The sequence below is a fragment of the Citrobacter europaeus genome (assembly GCF_037482245.1).
Classification (GTDB): Bacteria; Pseudomonadota; Gammaproteobacteria; order Enterobacterales; family Enterobacteriaceae; genus Citrobacter; species Citrobacter europaeus.
Map to the genome: position 1 here is coordinate 3,130,498 of NZ_CP148084.1, position 21,247 is coordinate 3,151,744.

At 50.3% G+C, this 21,247-nt stretch carries 20 protein-coding genes and 1 tRNA gene; 11 read left to right on the forward strand and 10 right to left on the reverse strand.

The annotated features are described in order from the left end of the window. Positions 1-464 precede the first annotated feature (464 nt). Genes csgD through csgG form a run of 4 tightly spaced genes read left to right on the forward strand, consistent with a single transcriptional unit; the run spans position 465 to position 2,810 of the window. On the forward strand, positions 465-1,115 hold the full coding sequence (gene csgD, locus WHR59_RS14850) for a biofilm master transcriptional regulator CsgD (protein WP_003036091.1): 651 nt from the start codon (positions 465-467) through the stop codon (positions 1,113-1,115). A 4-nt stretch (positions 1,116-1,119) separates the two neighbouring features. Continuing rightward, the gene (csgE, locus tag WHR59_RS14855; protein ID WP_043015873.1) at positions 1,120-1,512 is read left to right on the forward strand and encodes a curli production assembly/transport protein CsgE; all 393 of its coding nucleotides are present in this window, start codon (positions 1,120-1,122) and stop codon (positions 1,510-1,512) included. Positions 1,513-1,537: 25 nt separating this feature from the next. Then, a complete protein-coding gene (gene csgF, locus WHR59_RS14860) occupies positions 1,538-1,951 on the forward strand; it encodes a curli production assembly/transport protein CsgF (RefSeq protein ID WP_043015872.1) in 414 nt (137 codons plus the stop codon). A 25-nt stretch (positions 1,952-1,976) separates the two neighbouring features. Continuing rightward, a complete protein-coding gene (gene csgG, locus WHR59_RS14865; protein ID WP_003036082.1) occupies positions 1,977-2,810 on the forward strand; it encodes a curli production assembly/transport protein CsgG in 834 nt (277 codons plus the stop codon). A 45-nt stretch (positions 2,811-2,855) separates the two neighbouring features. Here csgG and WHR59_RS14870 read toward each other — a convergent pair whose 3' ends face one another. From WHR59_RS14870 to ghrA, 4 genes are all read right to left on the reverse strand, one after another. After that, positions 2,856-3,338, reverse strand: coding sequence for a DUF1097 domain-containing protein (locus WHR59_RS14870; RefSeq protein ID WP_047412162.1), 483 nt, complete (start codon positions 3,336-3,338; stop codon positions 2,856-2,858). A 100-nt stretch (positions 3,339-3,438) separates the two neighbouring features. Beyond that, a complete protein-coding gene (locus WHR59_RS14875; RefSeq protein ID WP_047412164.1) occupies positions 3,439-3,993 on the reverse strand; it encodes a TorD/DmsD family molecular chaperone in 555 nt (184 codons plus the stop codon). A gap of 23 nt (positions 3,994-4,016) precedes the next feature. Continuing rightward, positions 4,017-4,754: a phosphatase gene (locus WHR59_RS14880; protein ID WP_043015869.1), complete on the reverse strand. Its 738-nt coding sequence runs from the start codon at positions 4,752-4,754 to the stop codon at positions 4,017-4,019. Between the two features lie 211 nt (positions 4,755-4,965). Then, positions 4,966-5,904 carry a glyoxylate/hydroxypyruvate reductase GhrA gene (ghrA, locus tag WHR59_RS14885; protein ID WP_047412167.1) on the reverse strand — a complete coding sequence of 313 codons (939 nt, stop codon included), beginning with the start codon at positions 5,902-5,904 and terminating at the stop codon, positions 4,966-4,968. A gap of 235 nt (positions 5,905-6,139) precedes the next feature. Between ghrA and WHR59_RS14890 the strand changes: the two genes are divergently transcribed. Then, positions 6,140-6,227 (forward strand) — tRNA-Ser (locus WHR59_RS14890). A gap of 130 nt (positions 6,228-6,357) precedes the next feature. Here WHR59_RS14890 and WHR59_RS14895 read toward each other — a convergent pair. Next, entirely contained in the window at positions 6,358-7,128 is a 771-nt protein-coding gene (locus tag WHR59_RS14895; RefSeq protein WP_043015867.1) for an IclR family transcriptional regulator, read from the reverse strand. Between the two features lie 249 nt (positions 7,129-7,377). Here WHR59_RS14895 and WHR59_RS14900 point away from each other — a divergent pair, with 249 nt between their 5' ends. Genes WHR59_RS14900 through WHR59_RS14925 form a run of 6 tightly spaced genes read left to right on the forward strand, consistent with a single transcriptional unit; the run spans position 7,378 to position 13,632 of the window. After that, complete coding sequence (locus tag WHR59_RS14900) at positions 7,378-8,415, forward strand: 2-dehydro-3-deoxygalactonokinase (RefSeq protein WP_338843222.1); 1,038 nt, start codon at positions 7,378-7,380, stop codon at positions 8,413-8,415. Beyond that, positions 8,412-9,056 carry a 2-dehydro-3-deoxy-6-phosphogalactonate aldolase gene (locus WHR59_RS14905; RefSeq protein WP_338843223.1) on the forward strand — a complete coding sequence of 215 codons (645 nt, stop codon included), beginning with the start codon at positions 8,412-8,414 and terminating at the stop codon, positions 9,054-9,056. The genes WHR59_RS14900 and WHR59_RS14905 overlap by 4 nt, the downstream gene beginning before the upstream one ends. Beyond that, on the forward strand, positions 9,053-10,492 hold the full coding sequence (locus WHR59_RS14910) for a D-aminoacylase (RefSeq protein ID WP_338843224.1): 1,440 nt from the start codon (positions 9,053-9,055) through the stop codon (positions 10,490-10,492). Before WHR59_RS14905 ends, WHR59_RS14910 begins: the two co-directional genes overlap by 4 nt. Positions 10,493-10,504: 12 nt before the next feature. After that, complete coding sequence (locus tag WHR59_RS14915; RefSeq protein WP_043015865.1) at positions 10,505-10,897, forward strand: RidA family protein; 393 nt, start codon at positions 10,505-10,507, stop codon at positions 10,895-10,897. A 36-nt stretch (positions 10,898-10,933) separates the two neighbouring features. After that, complete coding sequence (locus tag WHR59_RS14920; RefSeq protein ID WP_047412169.1) at positions 10,934-12,418, forward strand: sodium:solute symporter family protein; 1,485 nt, start codon at positions 10,934-10,936, stop codon at positions 12,416-12,418. Continuing rightward, positions 12,415-13,632 carry an amino acid deaminase gene (locus tag WHR59_RS14925; protein ID WP_043015863.1) on the forward strand — a complete coding sequence of 406 codons (1,218 nt, stop codon included), beginning with the start codon at positions 12,415-12,417 and terminating at the stop codon, positions 13,630-13,632. The genes WHR59_RS14920 and WHR59_RS14925 overlap by 4 nt, the downstream gene beginning before the upstream one ends. 174 nt (positions 13,633-13,806) lie before the next feature. Here the strand turns inward: WHR59_RS14925 and phoH are convergent, their stop codons facing one another. The 5 genes from phoH to putP all read right to left on the reverse strand — a co-directional run bounded on the left by phoH (position 13,807) and on the right by putP (position 20,885). Next, a complete protein-coding gene (gene phoH / locus WHR59_RS14930; RefSeq protein WP_047412174.1) occupies positions 13,807-14,595 on the reverse strand; it encodes a phosphate starvation-inducible protein PhoH in 789 nt (262 codons plus the stop codon). A gap of 522 nt (positions 14,596-15,117) precedes the next feature. After that, positions 15,118-16,401: an iron uptake transporter deferrochelatase/peroxidase subunit gene (gene efeB / locus WHR59_RS14935; RefSeq protein WP_043015862.1), complete on the reverse strand. Its 1,284-nt coding sequence runs from the start codon at positions 16,399-16,401 to the stop codon at positions 15,118-15,120. Between the two features lie 5 nt (positions 16,402-16,406). After that, complete coding sequence (efeO, locus tag WHR59_RS14940) at positions 16,407-17,534, reverse strand: iron uptake system protein EfeO (protein WP_087052680.1); 1,128 nt, start codon at positions 17,532-17,534, stop codon at positions 16,407-16,409. Positions 17,535-17,592: 58 nt separating this feature from the next. Next, positions 17,593-18,426: an iron uptake transporter permease EfeU gene (gene efeU, locus WHR59_RS14945; RefSeq protein ID WP_043015860.1), complete on the reverse strand. Its 834-nt coding sequence runs from the start codon at positions 18,424-18,426 to the stop codon at positions 17,593-17,595. 950 nt (positions 18,427-19,376) lie between these two features. Then, positions 19,377-20,885 (reverse strand): sodium/proline symporter PutP, encoded by a 1,509-nt coding sequence (gene putP, locus WHR59_RS14950; RefSeq protein ID WP_032936247.1) that lies wholly within the window; start codon positions 20,883-20,885, stop codon positions 19,377-19,379. Positions 20,886-21,247 lie beyond the last annotated feature (362 nt).

Consider the following 21,247-nt stretch of genomic DNA (forward strand, 5'->3'; position numbering starts at 1 on the left):
TTCCGGGATAGTGCTCGGTACAAGTCGTGACAAGCATCATTTTTTTCTATCTAAAATTGTTCAACTTAAAGTGAGACAAAAAGATCAGAATTCATTAGAAATCTAAAACCATCTAATTATAGTTTTAACCATTAAAAATCAACAACATATTATAATTTGTATGATTTTTTAAATCTATGCAATAACGCTAAAATGTACAACTTTACTATCAAATCTAAACTACACAAAAACCCAAAAATCACAATTTAATATATAAATTTACATCCAGTTACATGTTTAACACTTGCTTTAAGATTTGTAATAGCTAGATTGAAATCAGTTGAAGTCCATTTGTTTTAATATTTTCACCCCATTGGGTCGATATTTTATTTCTACACAGCAGTGCAACATCTGTCAGTACTTCTGGTGCCTCTATTTTAGTAGAGACAGCTGTCAGGTGTGCGACTAAAAAGTGGAGTTTCATCATGTTTAATGAAGTCCATAGTATTCATGGTCATACATTATTGTTGATCACTAAACCATCCCTGCAGGCAACTGCGTTATTACAGCATTTAAAGCAGTCGCTGGCGTTAACCGGAAAACTACATAATATTCAACGTTCTCTGGATGATATTTCCTCCAGCTGCATTGTTTTACTGGATATGATGGAGGCAGATAAAAAACTGATCCATTACTGGCAAGATAATTTGAGCAGAAAAAACAACAATATAAAGACTTTATTGTTGAATACCCCAGATGATTATCCTTACCGGGATATTGAAAACTGGCCGCACATCAATGGCGTATTCTACGCAACTGAAGATGAACAGCGTGTAGTCAGCGGATTGCAAGGGGTGTTGCGTGGCGAATGCTACTTCTCGCAAAAGCTAGCCAGCTACCTAATCACGCATTCCGGGAACTACCGCTATAACAGCACGGAGTCGGCATTACTTACTCACCGTGAAAAAGAGATCCTTAATAAACTGCGTATCGGTGCCTCAAATATTGAAATCGCACGTTCACTATTTATTAGTGAAAATACGGTGAAAACACATCTTTATAATCTTTTCAAAAAGATAGCTGTCAAAAATCGTACGCAGGCGGTCTCGTGGGCCAATGATAACCTCAGGCGATAAAGCCATGAAACGCTATTTGACCTGGATTGTGGCAGCAAATTTGCTCTTTGCTGCCGGGAATCTACACGCGGCTGTAGAGGTGGAGGTTCCCGGACTGTTAACTGACCACACGGTCTCTTCCATTGGCCATGATTTCTACCGGGCCTTTAGTGACAAGTGGGAAAGCGAGTACACAGGAAACTTAACCATTAATGAAAGACCCAGTGCACGTTGGGGAAGTTGGATCACCATAACGGTCAATCAGGACGTTATCTTCCAGACTTTTTTATTCCCGACGAAAAGAGACTTCGACAAAATTGTGGTCTTTGCATTGGCAGAAACTGAGGAAGCATTAAATCGTCGGCAAATAGATCAAACACTATTAAGCACGAGCGATTTAGCGCGCGATGAATTCTAAAACATGATTTTGTCCGGAGGCTTTCATGCGTGTCAAACATGCAGTGGTTTTGCTCATGCTGATTTCACCATTAAGTTGGGCCGGAAATATGACGTTCCAGTTCCGCAACCCTAACTTTGGTGGCAACCCAAACAACGGTTCTTTTTTACTCAACAGCGCCCAGGCACAAAACTCGTATAAAGATCCGAGTGGCGATGATTTCGGGATTGAAACGCCATCTGCGCTGGATAACTTTACCCAGGCGATACAGTCGCAAATACTCGGTGGCTTACTCACCAATATCAATACCGGTAAGCCGGGGAGGATGGTAACCAATGATTTTATCATTGATATCGCCAACCGGGATGGGCAACTGCAACTTAATGTCACGGACAGGAAAACGGGGAGAACGTCGACTATCGAAGTGTCGGGTTTACAAAATCAGTCGACCGATTTCTAAATTATAGCCACGAAAGGAAAAAATCATGCAGCGCTTACTTATCATGGTGGCAGTAATTTTACTCAGCGGATGTCTAACAGCCCCGCCGCAAGAAGCCGCTAAGCCGACATTAATGCCCCGAGCCCAAAGCTATAAAGACTTGACGCATCTGCCCATGCCTACAGGTAAGATCTTTGTGTCGGTTTACAATATCCAGGATGAAACGGGTCAGTTTAAACCTTACCCTGCGAGTAACTTCTCAACCGCCGTCCCGCAAAGCGCAACGGCTATGCTAGTCACCGCGTTGAAGGATTCTCGTTGGTTCGTCCCACTTGAACGTCAGGGGTTACAGAACCTGCTTAACGAACGAAAAATCATTCGTGCGGCTCAGGAAAACGGCACTGTTGCCATTAATAACCGCATCCCTTTGCAATCTTTGACCGCAGCAAACGTCATGGTGGAAGGGTCAATTATTGGTTATGAAAGCAACGTTAAATCGGGAGGTGTTGGTGCACGCTATTTCGGTATTGGCGCCGATACGCAATACCAGCTCGACCAGATAGCGGTGAACCTGCGCGTGGTTAACGTCAGCACCGGCGAAATTCTCTCATCGGTGAATACCAGCAAAACTATTTTATCTTATGAAGTACAGGCTGGGGTATTCCGTTTCATTGACTACCAGCGACTGTTGGAAGGTGAAATTGGTTACACCTCTAACGAACCGGTCATGCTGTGTCTGATGTCAGCAATCGAAACCGGTGTTATCTTCCTGATTAATGATGGGATTGATCGCGGATTGTGGGATTTGCAGGACAAGAAACAGGTTGATAATGACATTCTGGTTAAATACCGCCATATGTCGGTACCTCCGGAATCCTGAGTGCTCTCTCTGGCATAAAAAGCGTGAGGAACCCCTCACGCTTTTTTATTTACTGGTCAGCGTAGACGATAGTCGATTTTCACGGCGAGACGCCAGCCACAGCCCGCTGTTTTTCATCGCATAGCCGAATACCAGACCTAGCGCCAGAGACGGCACGACCAACTGCCAGTCCCCCTGCCCTGCAAACGTTGCACATGCGCCAATAAACGTGCCTGGCACAAATGAAAGCAACCATTGCTTTGCCTGGATACACATCAGAAACGCGACGATTCCCGTTATGACATAACCAATAACGTCCATATGTGGGGCAAGCGCGCTACCGTTAATAATCACCAACGCCCAGACCACACCGCTTAGCAGCGTACACGCCGAGATCCACAGCCCTTTCAGCCCACCCTGCGGACAGGCGAAATAGGCCGTGCAGCCCAGAAAGCCAGCCCAACTGAGTAAGCCAAGAGAAACGGCCACCCATCCCCAGATCCCAGAGAGAATGCCCGTTGTGATTGCAATTGAGAGAAGTATGTTCATGCCGCGTATCTTAGCAGAAAAACGGCATAGGAATGAGATCGTGCACACAATTTATGCAAGTGATGAATTGCGTTGCAGTTTAAAGTGACTTACATCACATTTATTCTTCCGTATCTTCCTGCAATTCATCCCACATCGCGCCAATAGCATCACGCGTTAACGGTGCCATGGTACGCCAGAATGGCGTGTTTGCGTGCGCTTCAACTTTGCCAAGGAACGAACCACACCAGGGCAACAGGTACTCCACAAACAAGGTTTCTAGTGCTTCACTTTCATCTTCCGCAGACTGGTCTTCAAGCCATGAAGCCGCCAGCAACAGCGTACCAATATGATCTGCAGGCGTATCTGCCAGCGGCATGCCGCGGGTAGAAAGAAATGCACGAACATCAGATTCTTTCGCCCCTTCTACCCAGGCGCTACGATAAGGCGGCACCGCACACTCGTCGCCGACAAAAAGCGCGTTGTAATCCGCAGCCAACTGAGGCATATCGCAGTTTTTCTGCAGGCGAGTAAGTAGTTCGTCCTGTTCCAGCGGCCAGTTGGCGGAGAGTTTACCTTCGCTAATCAGGGTAAACAGGGGAACCAGTAAAGGATCCTGAGGCTGGCGGTAAAACAGCGAGCCCAGTACACGACACAGGATAGAAAACTCGTTCATTCATTTATTCCAGTTAGTAACAATTACAGTTCAGCAAATTCCGCGATCGGCTCCATGCCTCGCGATTCCAGAAACGCCAGCAGGCGTTTGGGTGTGACGTTTAAAATTCTGTCTTCCGGGAAATTCACATCATCGAGAATTTTACGGCATTCGCCAAATTCTCCCAATGTGAAAGCGGTATGTGAATCCGATCCTAACGCCACCCAGCCCCCGGCATCACGCACAGCTGCAGCGACCGCGCGGCAATTGTCTTCACTGCCTTTACGTGAATGCAAAAACGAGGAGTTATTGATTTCCAACGCGACCTGATATTTTGCCGCCGCCTGCGCAATCGCCGTGATATCAACGGGATACTTTGGATTTCCCGGATGGCTGATGATGTGCACATGACCACTGGCCATCGTGGCGATCATCGCCTGGGTATTAGTGTCTTTATCGTGAGGTGCAAAAACCGGCTCATGGAAGCCCGCAATGATCAGATCCAGGGAGGTAAACATAGGACCTGAGCAGTCAATTTCGCCTTCAATATTCTTAATATTCGCCTCAATGCCGCGCAGGATCCCTACGCCGTCCACAATACGAGGCCAAATGCGCATATTAATAAAGTGCCAGTGATGAGGCGCATCCGCCATGTCCGGTCCATGATCGGTAATGGCAAACAGCTTGATACCTTTGCGACGGGCTTCAGCGATGTAATCGCTTAAGGTGCTGTAGGCGTGGGTGCTGGCGACGGTATGCATATGCAGGTCAACGGGATACATAACTCTCTCCTGTAGTCATTTTCCGTCAAGGATAGCAGGTATCGCCGGCATTAATACCCTAAATAATGCGAGTTGCAGGCAGGCGGCAAGGGAGTGACACCCACATCACTTACTGCAGTAAGTGATGCGGGGGAACAAACGTAGCCAACGCACATGCAGCTTGAAGTATGACGGGTATTTTAGCTGAAACCCGGCACTTGCCGGGTTACCATCAGTATCCCCGCACGCGATCGACCTGACCGGTGACGGATTTGCCACTTTCCAGACCCATAATCGTACGGGAGATATAGTCCACCGCCTCTGCCGGGCGCGTTACCGCGGCAATATGCGGCGTCATTGCCACACGCGGATGTTTCCATAGCGGGCTGGTTTCCGGCAGCGGTTCGCGGCTGTAGACATCCAGCATAGCGCCTTTCACTTTGCCGCTGTCCAGTGATGCCAGAAGATCGTCTTCATTGAGATGAACACCACGCGCCAGGTTCAGCACATAGGCTCCGTCCTGCAATTGGTTGAGTAAACTCGCGTTAATAATGCCTACGGTTTCTGCTGTATTGGGCAGGAGGTTGATAAGCACCCGAGTTTGGCTCAAAAACGCGCCCAGTTCCTCGGTACCGGCAAAGCTTTCCACACCAGACCAGGATTTACGCGTGCGGCTCCAGCAGCGTAGCGGGAACCCCCATGCTTGCAGACTTTCTGCAACTTTTGCGCCCAATACCCCTGCCCCCATGATCCCGACGCTAAACTCATTGCGGGAATATTCTGGCAACGGCTGCCATTTCGCCTGGTTTTTTAATGCCTGATAATCATCAAAGCGGCGAAACCAGTGCAGTACCTGACTGACCGCATATTCCTGCATTTGCAGGCCCATACCCGTATCTTCCAGACGGAAAAGTGGGATCGAAGCATCCAACATTTCCGGATGAGCGTTCAGTTTACTAAGAATAGAATCAACGCCCGCCCCCAGCGCGAATACGGCTTTTAATTTTCTTCCGGCGAGCATTTCAACCGGAGGATGCCAGACCAGCGCGTAGTCAGCATGCGCATTATCACCCGTTTTCCACTCACGGACGTTCGCGCCAGGTATGGCCTTTGTCAGCGCATTAAGCCACCAGCTCGTATCGAATGTTGGGTGATAGAAAATTATATCCATAGAGTCTCCTGAACATTGTTATGCGGAACTTTCTCGCACTTATTATCATCATTTTCCGAGGGAACATCAGAGTAACAAATTTTAGGATGCTGGCAAAAAAAACAATTCCCGCTTATTTAAGCTGCATATTGATTGAAGTTTGTGTAAATGCACGTTTTTTTCAAAAAGTTGATTGACGCCGGTGCGGTATTTCCCTAAATTAGCGCCCGTTCCGGTAGCACAGGAACAACAATATGGTGAGGTGTCCGAGTGGCTGAAGGAGCACGCCTGGAAAGTGTGTATACGGCAACGTATCCGGGGTTCGAATCCCCGCCTCACCGCCATATTTTAAGAAGAGCTCGTACGAAAGTACGGGCTTTTTTTTCGCGTATTTCATTTGCCGGATGCGGCATTAGCGCCTTATCCGGCCTGTATGTTACATAACAGCAGGCTTTTACATAAAAGCGTGTTGTGTTAGCGGTTAATAAAACCCAACCGTCGAGAAATGAGTGAACAGACCAGCTCCAGTTCATCATTAACATCATCAATTTTACGCTGCATTCGGTGCGTGGGGCCTGCCACGCTGAGTGCGCCAATGACGGTACCGGTATAATTAAACACAGGCCGGGCGACACACGTTAACCCTTCTTCATTTTCCTCATTATCCAGCGAGAACCCCTTCAACCGAATATCGGCCAGAGTTTCATACAACGAAACACGATCAACAACCGTCTTCTCAGTAAATGGGATAAGCGGCTCACTCAGCACCCGATCAATCTCTTCCAACGGCTGAAAAGCCAATAACGCTTTGCCAATCCCTGTACAGTATGCAGGCAATCTGGCACCAAGACGGGCATTAGTCTGTATAGAAAGCGTTCCCTCACTCTTATACAAATACACAACATGACCGCTGTTATAGACCCCCAGAAAACAGGTTTCTGCGGTTTTTGCTGAGAGCGTTTTCAGGTAAGGAATAGATACCTCTACCAGATTCACGTTCATCAATCCTTTGATTCCCAACTCAAGACTTTTCAGATCCAAATGATAACGCTCAGTTCCGTTATCCTGCATAACGTACTGTCGTTCCTTGAGCGTCTCCAGCGTACGAAATACTGTGGTCTTTGCGATCCCGGTTCGTTTGACTAACTCCGCCAGAGATATACCGTCGGAATGCTCGCTAATCTCTTCCAGGATCGTCAGAACCTTGTCAACACCGGAGGAATTTGCATTTTCACCGTTTGACATTCATTCATCCCCAATAAAAAAGTTCCGTTATTGTAACTGTAATGCCATAACCCGCAAAACACATTCATTTTTAGACAGTTACCTCTTTTTTAACCATGTAATTTGCGATCTACGACGCAGTTAACCGTCCTCGTATTCTGTGAATCCTATCACCAAATCAAAAAATACGGAATGACATTCCGTTAATTGATCAATAACCTCAAATAAACGGAACATCATTCCAAACAAAATTCACGCAGGGGAAACGGCATGCTTATTGTCACTATCGACGCCGGTACGACCAACACACGAGTCCGTGTCTGGAAGGATAGCCGGGTAATTTCAGATACCAGTGAGTCCGTCGGAGTGCGTGATACGGCGATAACCGGAAATCGCAACAAGCTGATTAACGGTGTAAAAAAAGCCCTGGATCGCGCTTTGGCAGGTATCAGCGAACCTTATGAGATTGTGGCGTCAGGGATGATCACGTCAGACGTTGGACTCTATTGCGTCCCGCACCTCAGCGTACCGGTCTCATTCAACGACCTGGTTGAGGGAACCGTTGCGCATACAATCCCAGAAGTTTCAGCACACCCCATCTGGTTTATTCCTGGCGTTAAAAATGCGGTGGCTACGGTAGATGTCGAAAACATTGATGCCATGGACGTTATGCGTGGCGAAGAAGTTGAAACATTTGGTCTGCTGATGCAACACAACGTCAAAGGGCCGGCACTGATCGTGCTTCCCGGTTCCCATTCCAAGTTTATTCTGACGGATGAAAAAAAGCAGATCGTCAGTTGCGTTACCACAATGGCAGGAGAACTTTTGGATGTCCTCACTCATCAGACCATTTTGGCGAATTCACTCGACGGCCAGTTTGTCACCAAACTGGACAACGACTACCTGCTAAAAGGGGCTGCATCCTGCCGCCGGGTAGGGCTGGCGCGCAGTTGCTTCACCGTGCGACTGCTCGATCTGTTCACTCAGTCCACGCATAACCAGAGAGCCAGCTATTTATTGGGGGCAACACTTTACTCTGACCTGCAGGCGATAAAGCAGAGTATGGCCCTGAATCTCTCAGCTGAAACCAACATCATCATCAGCGGTAAACAGGTGCTTAAAGAAGCGCTGGCATCGCTGATTTCTACCGATTCTTTTTTTACCGGCAGCATTGTACAGGCAGATGACGATCCTCAGCGCCCTCTATCTGGCGTTGGCGCCCTCGCCCTTATGGAAACAATTCTCTGTCGCCACACCGTTAGCCAGCCGCCATTTTCCAGTGTCCTACATCAGGGAATTCCAACATGAATAACCATAACATCGCCCCCCTTGTCGCTATTTTGCGCGGCATACGGCCTGAAGAAATTGATACCCATATTCCTTTACTGATTGCGGCTGGTTTCCGCGCGATTGAAATTCCGCTGAATTCTCCACAATGGGAAGTCAGCATCGCGCAGGCCGTTCATACATATAGCGAGCAGGCCACAATCGGGGCGGGTACTGTCCTCAACGTAGAAAATGTGGACCGCCTGGCGCAATTAGGTTGCCAGCTGATTGTCACCCCGAATACCAGACCCGATGTGATTCGCCGGGCACTGGAACATCGGATGCAGGTTCTGCCGGGCTGCGCGACGCCAACGGAAGCATTCAGTGCCATTGATGCCGGCGCTCAGCAAATCAAGCTTTTCCCCACCAGCCAGTTTGGACCGGATTATGTACGGGCACTGAAATCTGTCCTGCCCTCACATACCGCGCTGTATGCGGTTGGCGGGATCACGCCAGACAACATTCAACTCTATCTTGACGCAGGCTGTGCTGGAGCCGGGCTCGGCAGCGATCTCTATCGTGCCGGACAATCCCCCACTCGAACCCAGCAACAGGCGCAGTCTTTTATCGCCGCCTATCAGCATTTTATTACCCAATCCTCCCGAACTATGGAGCACATATGAAGATTAACTGGTTGTTCAAAAACGCCACCGTCGTTGATGGTTCAGGAAATACGGAATACCAGGCTGATGTCGCGGTTGAAGGGGATCGGATTGTCCTTATCGCGCCATCCATCACCACCGCTGCAGAGAATATTATTGATTGTCGCGGGTTAGTGCTGTCCCCAGGGTTCATTGATGTCCATACCCATGACGATCTGGTTGTCATCAGAAAACCAGACTATATCGAGAAGACGTCCCAGGGCGTCACCAGCATTATTGTCGGAAATTGCGGTATCAGCGCCGCCTGCGCAACCCTAAAAGATGAGGTGCCAGACCCAATCAATTTGCTGGGTGAACTGGACGAGTTTCACTACCCGGACGTTGCCCGTTATCGTGAGCGCATCAATGCTGTAACTCCTTCAGTGAATGTTGCCACGCTGATTGGTCATACCACGCTGCGCAATAACTGCGTGGAATCACTGCTTGAACCCGCCAACGAAAACAATATCAACAGTATGCGCGAGACGCTTAATCAGGCCCTGCAGCAGGGTGCCTTGGGTTTGAGTACAGGTCTTTCGTATGGCAATGCCGTTAATGCTTCTACAGAAGAGAGCTGCGCGCTCGCCGAACTACTCGCTGAACATCAGGGCCTTTATACCACCCATATGCGCACAGAATACGACGGTATTATCGATGCCATGCTGGAAGCATTCCAGGTCGGTCGTCATGGCCAGGTTCCCGTTCAGATCTCCCATCATAAATGTGCAGGTGCCAAGAACTGGGGACGAACCACTGAAACGCTTGCGTTGATCGAGAAATATCAGCAACGCCAGGAGATCAATTGCGATGTCTATCCTTACCGAGCTGGCTCTTCCAACCTCGACCTGAAACAAGTCACTGAGGACTACGACATCCTGATCACGTGGTCCACACCGTATCCGGAGATGTCCGGTAAAACACTGCAACAGATAGCGCAACAGTGGGAGACAGATATTCACCACGCAGCAGCCCGGTTGCAGCCTGCTGGCGCAATCTATTTTCAGATGCACGAGGACGATGTTCGCCGGGTTTTACAACACCCCTCATCAATGGTGGGCTCAGACGGTCTGCCGTGCGACCCCAACCCACATCCACGTTTATGGGGAACCTTTCCACGCGTTCTCGGCCACTACAGTCGCGACGAGAAGCTCTTTCCACTCACCACGGCCATTCACAAGATGACAGGCATGTCCGCCTGGCGTTTTGGCCTGACGGGACGTGGACTGGTCCGGGAAGGTAATTTCGCTGACCTTGTCATTTTTGATCCGCAGAAAATCAACGAAACCGGCACCTTCCAGAACCCTAAGCAGACAGCCGACGGGATTGAACACGTGTTCGTTAACGGCGTCCTTACCTGGAGCCATAAGCAAATGACAGGCCTGCGCGCAGGCAAATTCTTAAGCAGAAAAGAACAATAACGGGAGATAAAAATGATTAAACGATACGGAACTGAAGGCTCTGAAGGGACTGGCGGACAAGCATTACCCTTTTCCAGAGCGGTTGCTGCCGACGGCTGGTTGTATGTCTCAGGCCAAACGCCAATGGTCGATGGTGAAATCATCGATGGCGGCATCGTTGCGCAGTCAACGCAGGCCATTCAGAACTGCCTCGACATCATGACTGAAGCCGGGTTCGGCAAAGAAGATATTGTGCATATGAAGGTGTTTCTTACCGATGCCCGTTACTTCCAGTCGTTCAACAAGGTCTTTAAAAGCTTCTTTGCCGAACATCCACCGGCTCGCGTGTGCTGCGTTGCCGACCTGGTCGTCGACTGTATGGTCGAAGTAGACATCACCTGCTTCAACTCAAAATTCAAAAGCTGACTGTTGACGATCACTCTTCAGTAACAAGGATCTATTATGCTACACGAAAATTTCCTGATGTGGTTTTTGATCTACGCCTTCGCCATGATGTTTGTTGGCTGGTACGTGACTCGCCATCAAAAAACCGGGGAGGATTTTATTCTCGGCGGGCGAAAGTTACCCATGCTGTTAACCCTGGGTTCGACCGTCGGTACAATGGTTGGCACAGGTTCCAGCATCGGCGCTGTCAGCTTTGGCTACAGTAACGGCTGGGCGGGAATGTTGTACGGTATTGGCGGCGCGACGGGGATCCTGCTGACAGCCTGGCTATTTGCGCCCGTTCGCAAAATGCGCTTCATGACCATGAGCGAGGAGATCTGCTATTACACAGGTGGTAGCCGAATCGTCAAAAATCTGGTGGCACTGTTGATTTTTCTCGCATCGATTGGCTGGTTGGGCGCGCATATCCTCGGCGGCGGCCTGTATTTAGCATGGGCAGCGAACATCGATATCACCACAGCAAAAATTATTATCGCCGTGGGTTTTATTTTCTACGTCGGAATTGGCGGATACAAAGCCGTCTCGTGGATCGACACGCTGCAATCCATTGTTCTGTTCCTTGGGTTTATCATGTTAGCAGCAATGTCCGTCAGCTACGTCGGCGGTTGGGATGTCGTGGTCGCAAAGACCGATCCACAGGCATTCACGCTGTTTGGGATCGGCAAACTGGGACTTCTCCCCGCCATTTCGCTGTCGATCGTTATTGGCATTGGCGTGCTGGCAACGCCATCATACCGCCAGCGCATATACTCTGCGGCCTCGACCCGCGCGATTCGTCAATCGTTTGTGATAACGGGTCTGCTTTACATGGGATTCTCTTTCCTTCCCGCGATTATCGGTATGGCTACCCATGTGATGGATCCTGGTCTTGAAAATCCGAGTTTTGCATTCCTCTACGCGACAAACTCGCTCCCGTATGTTCTGGCCATGGTGGTGTTAATAGCAGGGATGTCCGCTAACCTGTCATCCGGCAGCTCGGATGCCATCGCCGGGGTTTCCATTATTCTGCGTGATATATACACCATGGTGACAGGCAAAATGCCGCCGCCGGAAAAAGCAATTAACCTGTCACGCATTTTCCTGCTGTGCGTCATCGCGCTGGCACTGGTTTTTGCCCTGACCTCGAACGATATCATTGGCTACATCACCAAAATGATCTCGATGATCATGTCCGGTATGTGCGTCACCGTATTACTGGGCAAATTCTGGCTGCGTTTTAACTGGCAGGGCTGCATTGCCGCGTTGCTGGGAGGAAGCCTGACCTCGCTGGCGGTGATCCTTTCACCGGTATGGTCAAAAGCATTAGGTAATCCGGTGATTCCTGCGCTGTCTGTCAGCCTGGTTGCCGCCGTGGTGGTAACGTTGCTGACGCCGCAGAATAAGCTCTCCCGTGAAGAGGTGCTAAAAATGATCACTGATGAACGTGAAAATACCAGCCATACGCCACGTTCGAACGCAACGCCCGTAAGGAGCGCAGAATGACAGTTGCCGCACATAAATCAGCCATTATGCTGACCCCCTCTTCCGCCCGGGCCTGCGTGCTGAATGAGGATGTTTGTTTGCCCGCCGCGGTGATAAAGGCCCAGGCGCTGGAGAACAATATTTTGTGGATGCAGCGTTACGCAGATACCCGAGGCGTATCGTTGGCTCCCCACGGGAAAACATCCATGACTCCATGGATATTCCGTCAGCAGCAGCAAGCGGGCGCATGGGCAATTGGCGTAGGGAGCGCCTGGCAGGCGCAGGCGGCCATGGCATGTGGTATCCAGCGGGTGCTGATGGCCAACCAACTGGTGGGCAAAGCCAACATGCTGTTGGTCTCACAGTTAAAAAACACATATCCGGACGCTGATTATCTCTGTCTGGTCGACAGCCTGGACAATGCCAGAACGCTGGCCAGATTCTTTAACGAGCGTCAGCAAACGCTTGATGTGTTGGTCGAGTTGGGTGTTTCTGGCGGGCGCAGCGGATGCCGCACGACCGCAGAAGCGCTCGCGCTTACCGCCGAAATTTCACAGATGTCAGGTTTGCGCCTGCGTGGACTGGAACTATATGAAGGCGTGCTGCACAGCCACGATCCCCAGCCGCAAATTGAAACGCTGCTTTGCGACGCCGCGCTGCTGGCGTGTCAGATGGAAAAATATGTCGACGGCGAGTTTGTTCTCACTGGCGCAGGTACCGTCTGGTATGACGTGGTATGTAACATCTGGCTGGCAGCAAAAACCCCCTCCCATTGCCGGATAGTTATTCGTCCGGGTTGTTACATTACGCATGACAATGGTATTTACCAGCAGGCGCAAAAGGAATTAATGGCACGCGACAGCATTGCCAGCCATCTGGGCGGCGATTTAGCCCCCGCCCTGGAACTGATGGCTATGGTGCAGTCGGTACCGGAACCTTCACTTGCCGTGGTCAATTTTGGCAAACGTGATGCAGCTTTTGATGCAGGATTACCCCAACCGGTAGCCCTGTATCGCAATGGCAAAGCGCTGCCATTTCAATCCGGTGCAATCACCAGTACAGGAATAATGGATCAACACTGTATGCTATCTCTGGCGCCAGGCTGCAACATCCAGGTTGGTGACATTATTGTTTTTGGCACATCCCACCCCTGCCTGACCTTTGATAAATGGAAAGCCCTGTATTTAGTTGATGAGGAATACAATGTGTTGGAGGAACTGCGCACAGCATTTTAAATACTCTCAATTCTGGTAATAAAGAGCGCAAGTAGCGAATGGCAAGAGCCTTATTCGGCCTAAACAGTAGTTGTTTTACCAGGCCTGTGCCAACGACTGGAGTAGCAAAAAAAGTAATGTGCTGACGTCAAACAACAAAGCCCGGTTTCCCGGGCCTTGAAGACGGCGTACTTATCAGCTGTAAGCGTTAAGCGTCCGCTGACAGAGCGCAGAGCGGACGCAATCGTCTTTATTGAAACGAACAATCCCAACCATATCATCTTCTTCGAAACGGGCCAGCGCATCGCTAAGCCCTGAGCGAACGTGGGCTGGTAGATCGCACTGGGTCACATCCCCATTCACAATCACCGTCACATTCTCCCCGAGGCGGGTTAAAAACATCTTCATTTGCGCAGCAGTGACGTTCTGAGCCTCGTCAAGAATAACCACTGCATTTTCAAATGTACGTCCACGCATATAGGCGAACGGCGCGATTTCCACCTTACCAATCTCAGGTCGCAGGCAATATTGCATGAAGGAGGCTCCCAGACGTTTCACCAGCACGTCATACACTGGACGAAAATAGGGAGCAAACTTCTCGGAAACATCCCCAGGTAAGAAGCCAAGGTCTTCATCAGCTTGCAGAACTGGACGGGTTACAATGATCCTGTCCACGTCTTTGTGGATCAGAGCCTCTGCTGCTTTTGCCGCGCTGATCCAGGTTTTACCACACCCGGCTTCACCGGTGGCGAAGATCAGCTGTTTACTCTCAATAGCATTCAGGTAGTGCGCCTGAGCTTCATTTCGCGCCGTGATTGGCGTGGCGTCACGACTGTCACGCGCCATACCAATCGCTTCTACGCCGCCCATCTGCACAAGCGAGGTGACCGATTCATCTTCACGTTGCTTATGGCTACGCGAATCCCGCCTCAGCACACGTTTTGCTTCACGACGAGCTTTGATCACTGCTTTTTGTCTTCCCATGGATAGCACCTTGAGTTGTAGGTATACATCACACGCGCCGTTGGCGGCACGATTATGCGCACGAACATCTGAGGGTTGGCTTCCTTGTAAGCCATTGCTTGCTTTCGGATAAGACGCCACGCACAGCTACGCGCACCGTACAGGGCGTCAGTAACAAGGATAAGAAGTGAATGAGAGAGAGATTTAGCGGTGACGAGGAGGCTACCGGAAGAGAAACGTCCGCGTAAAGTACTGCGACTACTGTGAAAAACGTGTCCAATACAGGACTTTTCCATTCGCGATCTCCATAGTGAACGACTATCACCGCCGGGAACTACCGCTATTACTTATAATTACATCATAACCTTTCGTTAATGCAACAATATTTTTACTTGTTGTTAACTTAAATTCTATCTTATCACCAGAGACAGTTTCTTGCCCAGAGATGACAGAATTATTTCAGTTCCATACCGATCATAAAAAATAATTTGTTGATTCATCAAGATGTCAGGAAAAGCCCCGCTGTACAACGGGGCATAATTATCAGGCTTCGAGCAAAGACTGTCCCAGATAGCGATCTGCAGTTTTGACACCCGGCAAAGCAAAGAAGTATCCCCCACCAATCGGTTTGACATACTCTTCCAGCGCTTCGCCGTTCAGGCGTTTCTGCACCGTCAAAAAGCCTTTTTCCAGATCGTGTTGATAGCAGACAAACAACAGTCCCATATCCAGTTGACCGGAATTGGTCACACCGAGCGAATAGCTGTAGCCACGGCGCATCATCAGGCTGGAGTCGGTCTCTTTCGTGCGCGGATTCGCCAGGCGGATATGACTGTCGAGCGCAATCACCTCACCCTCGGGATCGCTGGCATAGTCAGGTACATCGTGCTCATGCTGCATACCCAGCGGCGCGCCGGTGTGTTTATCGCGACCAAAAATCGTTTGCTGCTCTTTCAGCGGCGTACGATCCCAGAACTCAACGCGGAACTGAATGAGCCTGACGGCCTGATAGCTTCCGCCTTGCGCCCAGGCAGGTTCGCCCTGCCCATCCGTAACCCACACCACGTCTTGCATCAACTTCGCATCCGTAGCGTCCGGATTCGCGGTGCCGTCTTTAAAGCCAAGCAAATTAACCGGGGTCTCTTTACCTTTGCTACGCGCGGCATGATCGGAAATAAACCCTTCACGTTTCCAGCGCACGCTGAGGAGATCGGGCGTATGTTTAATGATATCGCGCAGCGCGTGGATGACAGTGTCTTGCGTGTTGGCACAAATCTGCAGCAGCATATCGCCATGGCACAGCGCCGCGTCCAGTGAATCATTCGGGAAGCGGGTCATTTTTTGCAGCTTTTTTGGCATCTGCGATTTCAGGCCATAGCGTTCATCGAACAGCGAGGAGCCGACTGACAACGTCATCGTCAGGTTGTCTGGCGCAATATATGCGCCGAGGATACCTGAATCCATAGGGGGAAGACGTGGATTCGGCGTATCCGGAGCCGGTCCGCCGGTGGTCAGAAACGCAAACCGGCTGGTCAACAACCGAAACAAACGTTCGAGATCGGCCTTATCGCTGGCGAGAACATCAAACGCCACCAGCATCATCGATGCCTGCTGCGGCGTCAGGATGCCCGCCTGATGCTGGCCATAAAACGGTTGCGCTTCACTACGTGCATCAGGGGACAGCGTTCCCGGTGCACTTTGCGGTTTTTGCGCGTGGGCAACCGGACATCCCCCGGCAAGCGCAAGCGCGCCACCCAGGGCGCCCATCCCTTTCAGTAAACGTCGGCGTGACGGTTCGCTCACGCCGTTTTCATTATCTTGCTGCATAGTGCTTAATCCAGCCCCAAAACACCGCGTAATTGCGACAAGTCTTCCGCCAGCGTCGTGATTGGCCCTTTCAGCGCATTTCGATCGGCTTCGGTCAGTTTGTCATAGGTTTCAAAGCCGTCTTTGGTACGATATTTGCTCAGAATGGTATCGACTTTTTTGAAGTTCGCATCCACCTTCGCCAGCAGCTCAGCATTGGATTTTTGTAACTGAGGACGCAGGAGATCGACAATTTTCTGCGCACCATCGACGTTGGCCTGGAAATCCCACAAATCGGTATGGCTGTAGCGATCTTCTTCCCCGCTGATTTTGCTGGCAGCAACTTCTTCAATCAGCCCTGCTGCCCCACCAACCACTTTAGACGGTGGGAAAGCCAGCTCGCTAATACGCGTTTGCAGGTCAAGAACATCGCTGTTTAATTGGTCGGCATACTTGTCCATACCTTGAGTGGTATTGTCGCCAAACAGCGCTTTCTCCAGGCGGTGGAAGCCGGTGAATTTGGGATCGGCGGATTTTTGCTCATAATCATCTTCACGCGCATCGATGCTGCCGTCGAGATCGGAGAACAGTTCAGCAATCGGTTCAATACGTTCATAATGCTGACGGGTTGGCGCGTACAGCGATTTCGCTTTTTCCAGATCGCCGGCTTTAATCGCATCGGTGAAGGCTTTGGTCCCCGCAACCAATTGCGCGGTTTCGGCTGTCACATAGGTTTTGTATTCGGTAATCGCGCCGCTCAGACTCAGCAGAGCATCGCTTTGTGCGGCATCCGCTGTTGCACTGCCTTTTACGATCAGTTTACCTTTCGGGTTAGTCAACAGACCGCAGGTCATATCATATTCACCGGGCTGCAGGTTAGCCGTCATTTTCTGGCTAAAGCCTGGCGCAATGTTTTCGCGTTCTTCAACCACCATAACGCCTTTAAGAATTTCCCACTCCAGCGCTTTCTGGCTGTGGTTCTGGATGATGAACTGCGTTTTCCCGGCGTTTACCGTGATCGTCATCGGTTCACATTGTTTGTCGTTAACCGTGACCTTCACCTGCGGAATATCGGCGGCTTGTGCAGTAAAAGCGGAGGCAAACAGCGCGGCAATACCCAACTGCAGCGCACTACGGCGAAAATTAAACGTCATAACCTGGCCCTATAAATAAGTATGTTGTAACTAAAAGATATTCTGCATCGCTTTTTGATCAAGGTGCGGTACGCGATGCCGTAGTGCCTGAACGCGGCGGTAGCGCAAACATAATCAACGCCGGAATCAGGTAGATAAACCAGACAGCGACTTCACTCACGCTTGGCGCTTCCTGATAGCCGAAAATGCCTTCCATCAATGTGCCAAACAGCGAATGCGTCGACAGCACACTGCTCAGGTCAAACGCCACATCCTGAAAATGATTCCACAAACCGGCTTCGTGGAAAGCGCGGATCGCCCCAGCGGCAAGACCGGCAGCCACCAGCAAAATGAACAGGCTGGTCCATTTAAAGAATGCCCCGAGGTTGAGGCGAATGCCGCCGAGGTAAATCAGGTATCCCAGTACCACTGCGGTAGCCAGTCCCAGCATCGCGCCTAACGGCGGCCAGATACCTACATCCTGCTGGAATGCGGCCAGCAGGAAGAACACCGACTCCAGCCCTTCACGGGCAACGGCAAAAAAGACCATCATCACCAGCGCCCAGCCGTGATGGTTGCCACGCTGCAACGCGTTATCGACAGCCTGTTCAAGCTGGACTTTGACGTTGCGCGAAACTTTACGCATCCAGAACACCATCCAGGTGAGGATCACCACGGCAATGACCGCCACGATGCCTTCAAACAGCTCCTGTTCTTTTTGCGGAAATTCACCGGTGGTTTCGTTGATGAAAACTCCTAACGCCAGGCATAATGCCGCCGCCAGCAGAACACCAATCCACATCACACCAATCCATCGACCACGCTGAGTCCGTTTCAGGTAGCTGGCAATCAGGCTGACAATCAGCGCGGCCTCTAACCCTTCGCGCAACATAATTAGAAATGGAACAAACATGCGAAGAACCCTTAAACGTTATTCTCGGTCAATTGATGAAAAGAAAAGTAAATTACAGTGATAGTGATTATCATTACAGTAAAGAAAAACTCAAGCAGAATGTTTTGAGAATGATGACTTAATGTAAACAGTTAGGCGGGTAACGGTTATAGCGAGCTTGCAGCGTAGGTAATAAAAGCCCCCACATGCGGCAATGTCATTAAGTTAACGCCTGTGTATCAGAAAGCATCAACCTGTATTCGCGAAGGTAATGAACATGCTATTTCAGAGAAAGGATTCCGTTCACCTCATGTACATCGTTTCTCTGAAGCACCGATTCCTGTGAACGTGTAAAGGGCGTTCTCCGCCACGCCCTTTACAATCCCGGCTCCCGGCGGGAAAATTGCCGCTCCGCGGTCCCCTCCGTTTATTCCTCCAGGCGACCGGGTCGGGCGCGAGGTAGCGTCCCTGCAAAGCGCGCCCTGAGCCAGCATCCATGCTGGCTCTCCCGGCCTTACGGAAACACGTCGGCAATTTTCAGCCGGACCAGCCACACCTGACCTCCTGCACTTTTATTTGAATATATTTGAACAGCAAAAAAGATTTAGCTGAAAGTCAGAGCGTTGAAGCGATGACCCCGGTCCGGCTGAAAATCGATGAGGCGTTGACGGCTGACCGGGTCTGTCCGCAGGGATGCGGACAGAGGGGACGGCCTGCAGGGACGCAGGCTCGGCCCCGACCCGACAGGCAGACGGCATAAGACGAATAGCTCGCGCAGCGACGATTTTCCCGCCGGGAGCCTGGGATGCAAGGGAGGCGGCGGTGAGCCTCCCTTGCACTTTCACAGGTATAGCGATATCAGAGAAGCAATGCACATAAGGTGAACGGAAACTAATTCAGGGTAAAACGTTCTCCATACATGCTTAACCGAACGGTATTGCGCACACAGCGAGCCTGAGGACAAAGGCAGATTATTCTGCCTGTAAACGCGATGGCGGAGCTGAGTGATAATGCGCATCAGCCTCGGCAAAACGTTGCTGCATAGCCGTTGATGGCGCTTTACCCAGCAGGCTGAAGACCACAATACCGATGCTGCCGAAAACAAAGCCCGGGATGATTTCATACAGACCCAACCAGGCAAACTGCTTCCAGACGATCACCGTCACCGCACCAATGATCATCCCCGCCAGCGCGCCGTTGCGGGTCATACGCGACCACATTACGGAGAACAGGACTACCGGACCAAACGCCGCGCCGAAGCCGGCCCAGGCATAGCTTACCAGACCAAGTACGCGGTTCTCCGGATTCGCCGCCAGCGCGATGGACACCAACGCCACGACCAGCACCATGATGCGGCCAATCCATACCAGCTCTTTCTGGCTGGCATTTTTACGCAGGAACGCTTTGTACAAATCTTCGGTGATTGCGCTGGAACACACCAGCAACTGGCAGCTCAGAGTCGACATAACCGCAGCGAGGATCGCAGACAGCAGAATACCGGCAATCCATGGGTTAAACAGTATTTGCGCCAGTTCAATAAACACACGCTCGGCGTTCTGGTTAACGGCACCGGCAAGCTGTGGGTTGTTGTTAAAGTAAGCAATACCAAAGAAGCCTACGGCCACGGCACCTGCCAGACACAGGATCATCCAGGTCATACTGATACGGCGAGCATGAACGATGCTATGGTGGGAATCTGCCGCCATAAAGCGCGCCAGAATATGCGGCTGGCCAAAGTAACCCAGACCCCAGCCCATCAGGGAAATGATGGCAACAAAATTCAGCCCTTTGAACATGTCCACGTTCTCAATGCTCTTTTGTTTAATCACTTCCAGCGAATCTTCAAATCCACCTACCCCAATAATGACCATTACCGGCGTCAGGATGAGAGCAAAGATCATCAGGCTGGCCTGGACGGTATCTGTCCAGCTTACCGCCAGGAAACCACCAATAAAGGTATAAATGATCGTCGCGGCCGCGCCCGCCCACAGCGCTGTTTCGTAGCTCATGCCAAAGGTGCTTTCAAACAGACGCGCCCCTGCCACAATCCCTGAAGCACAATAGATGGTGAAAAACAGCAGAATAACCAACGCGGAGATAATACGCAGAATTCGGCTTTTATCTTCAAAGCGACCGGTAAAGTAATCCGGTAACGTCAGCGCATTGTTATTGTATTCGGTATGTACGCGTAAACGTCCGGCCACCAACTTCCAGTTGATCCATGCGCCCAAAATAAGGCCGATGGCGATCCAGCTTTCTGAAATGCCCGACAGGAAAATCGCGCCAGGCAAACCCATCAGCAACCAGCCGCTCATGTCAGATGCCCCGGCGGATAACGCGGTCACGAATGGACCCAGACTGCGTCCACCAAGAATGTAATCGTCAAAGTTTTTGGTCGAACGCCATGCAATAAACCCTATCAATATCATGCCGAAAATATAGACACAGAATGTCACTAACATCGGTGTGCTAATAGCCATCAAAACTCTCCAAAATTATGTATCAGCAATGCCGTGGCTTGCCGTTTTATTACCCTGCCGGAACGTGGCAAAGATATCTATGTTTACCAGGGCGACCGTATCCTGCCGGAAGCGATGGTTATTCACAATCGATTTAACACATCATTTACATCAAATTTGATCCAGAGTAGATAGCATTTTTCTGTAGGTTGCACTCTCTCACACTTTTTACGGTTGCACCTTTTAAAAGTGTTAACTACCGCAGAGAAAAAGATTCGGCAATTATTACAGCCTCTTTCATAACGCTCATATTTATTAACATTTCATTCATTTCCAAGCTTGCAAACCAAGTCACATTTAACATGGTTGCACAAAGTTGCAAC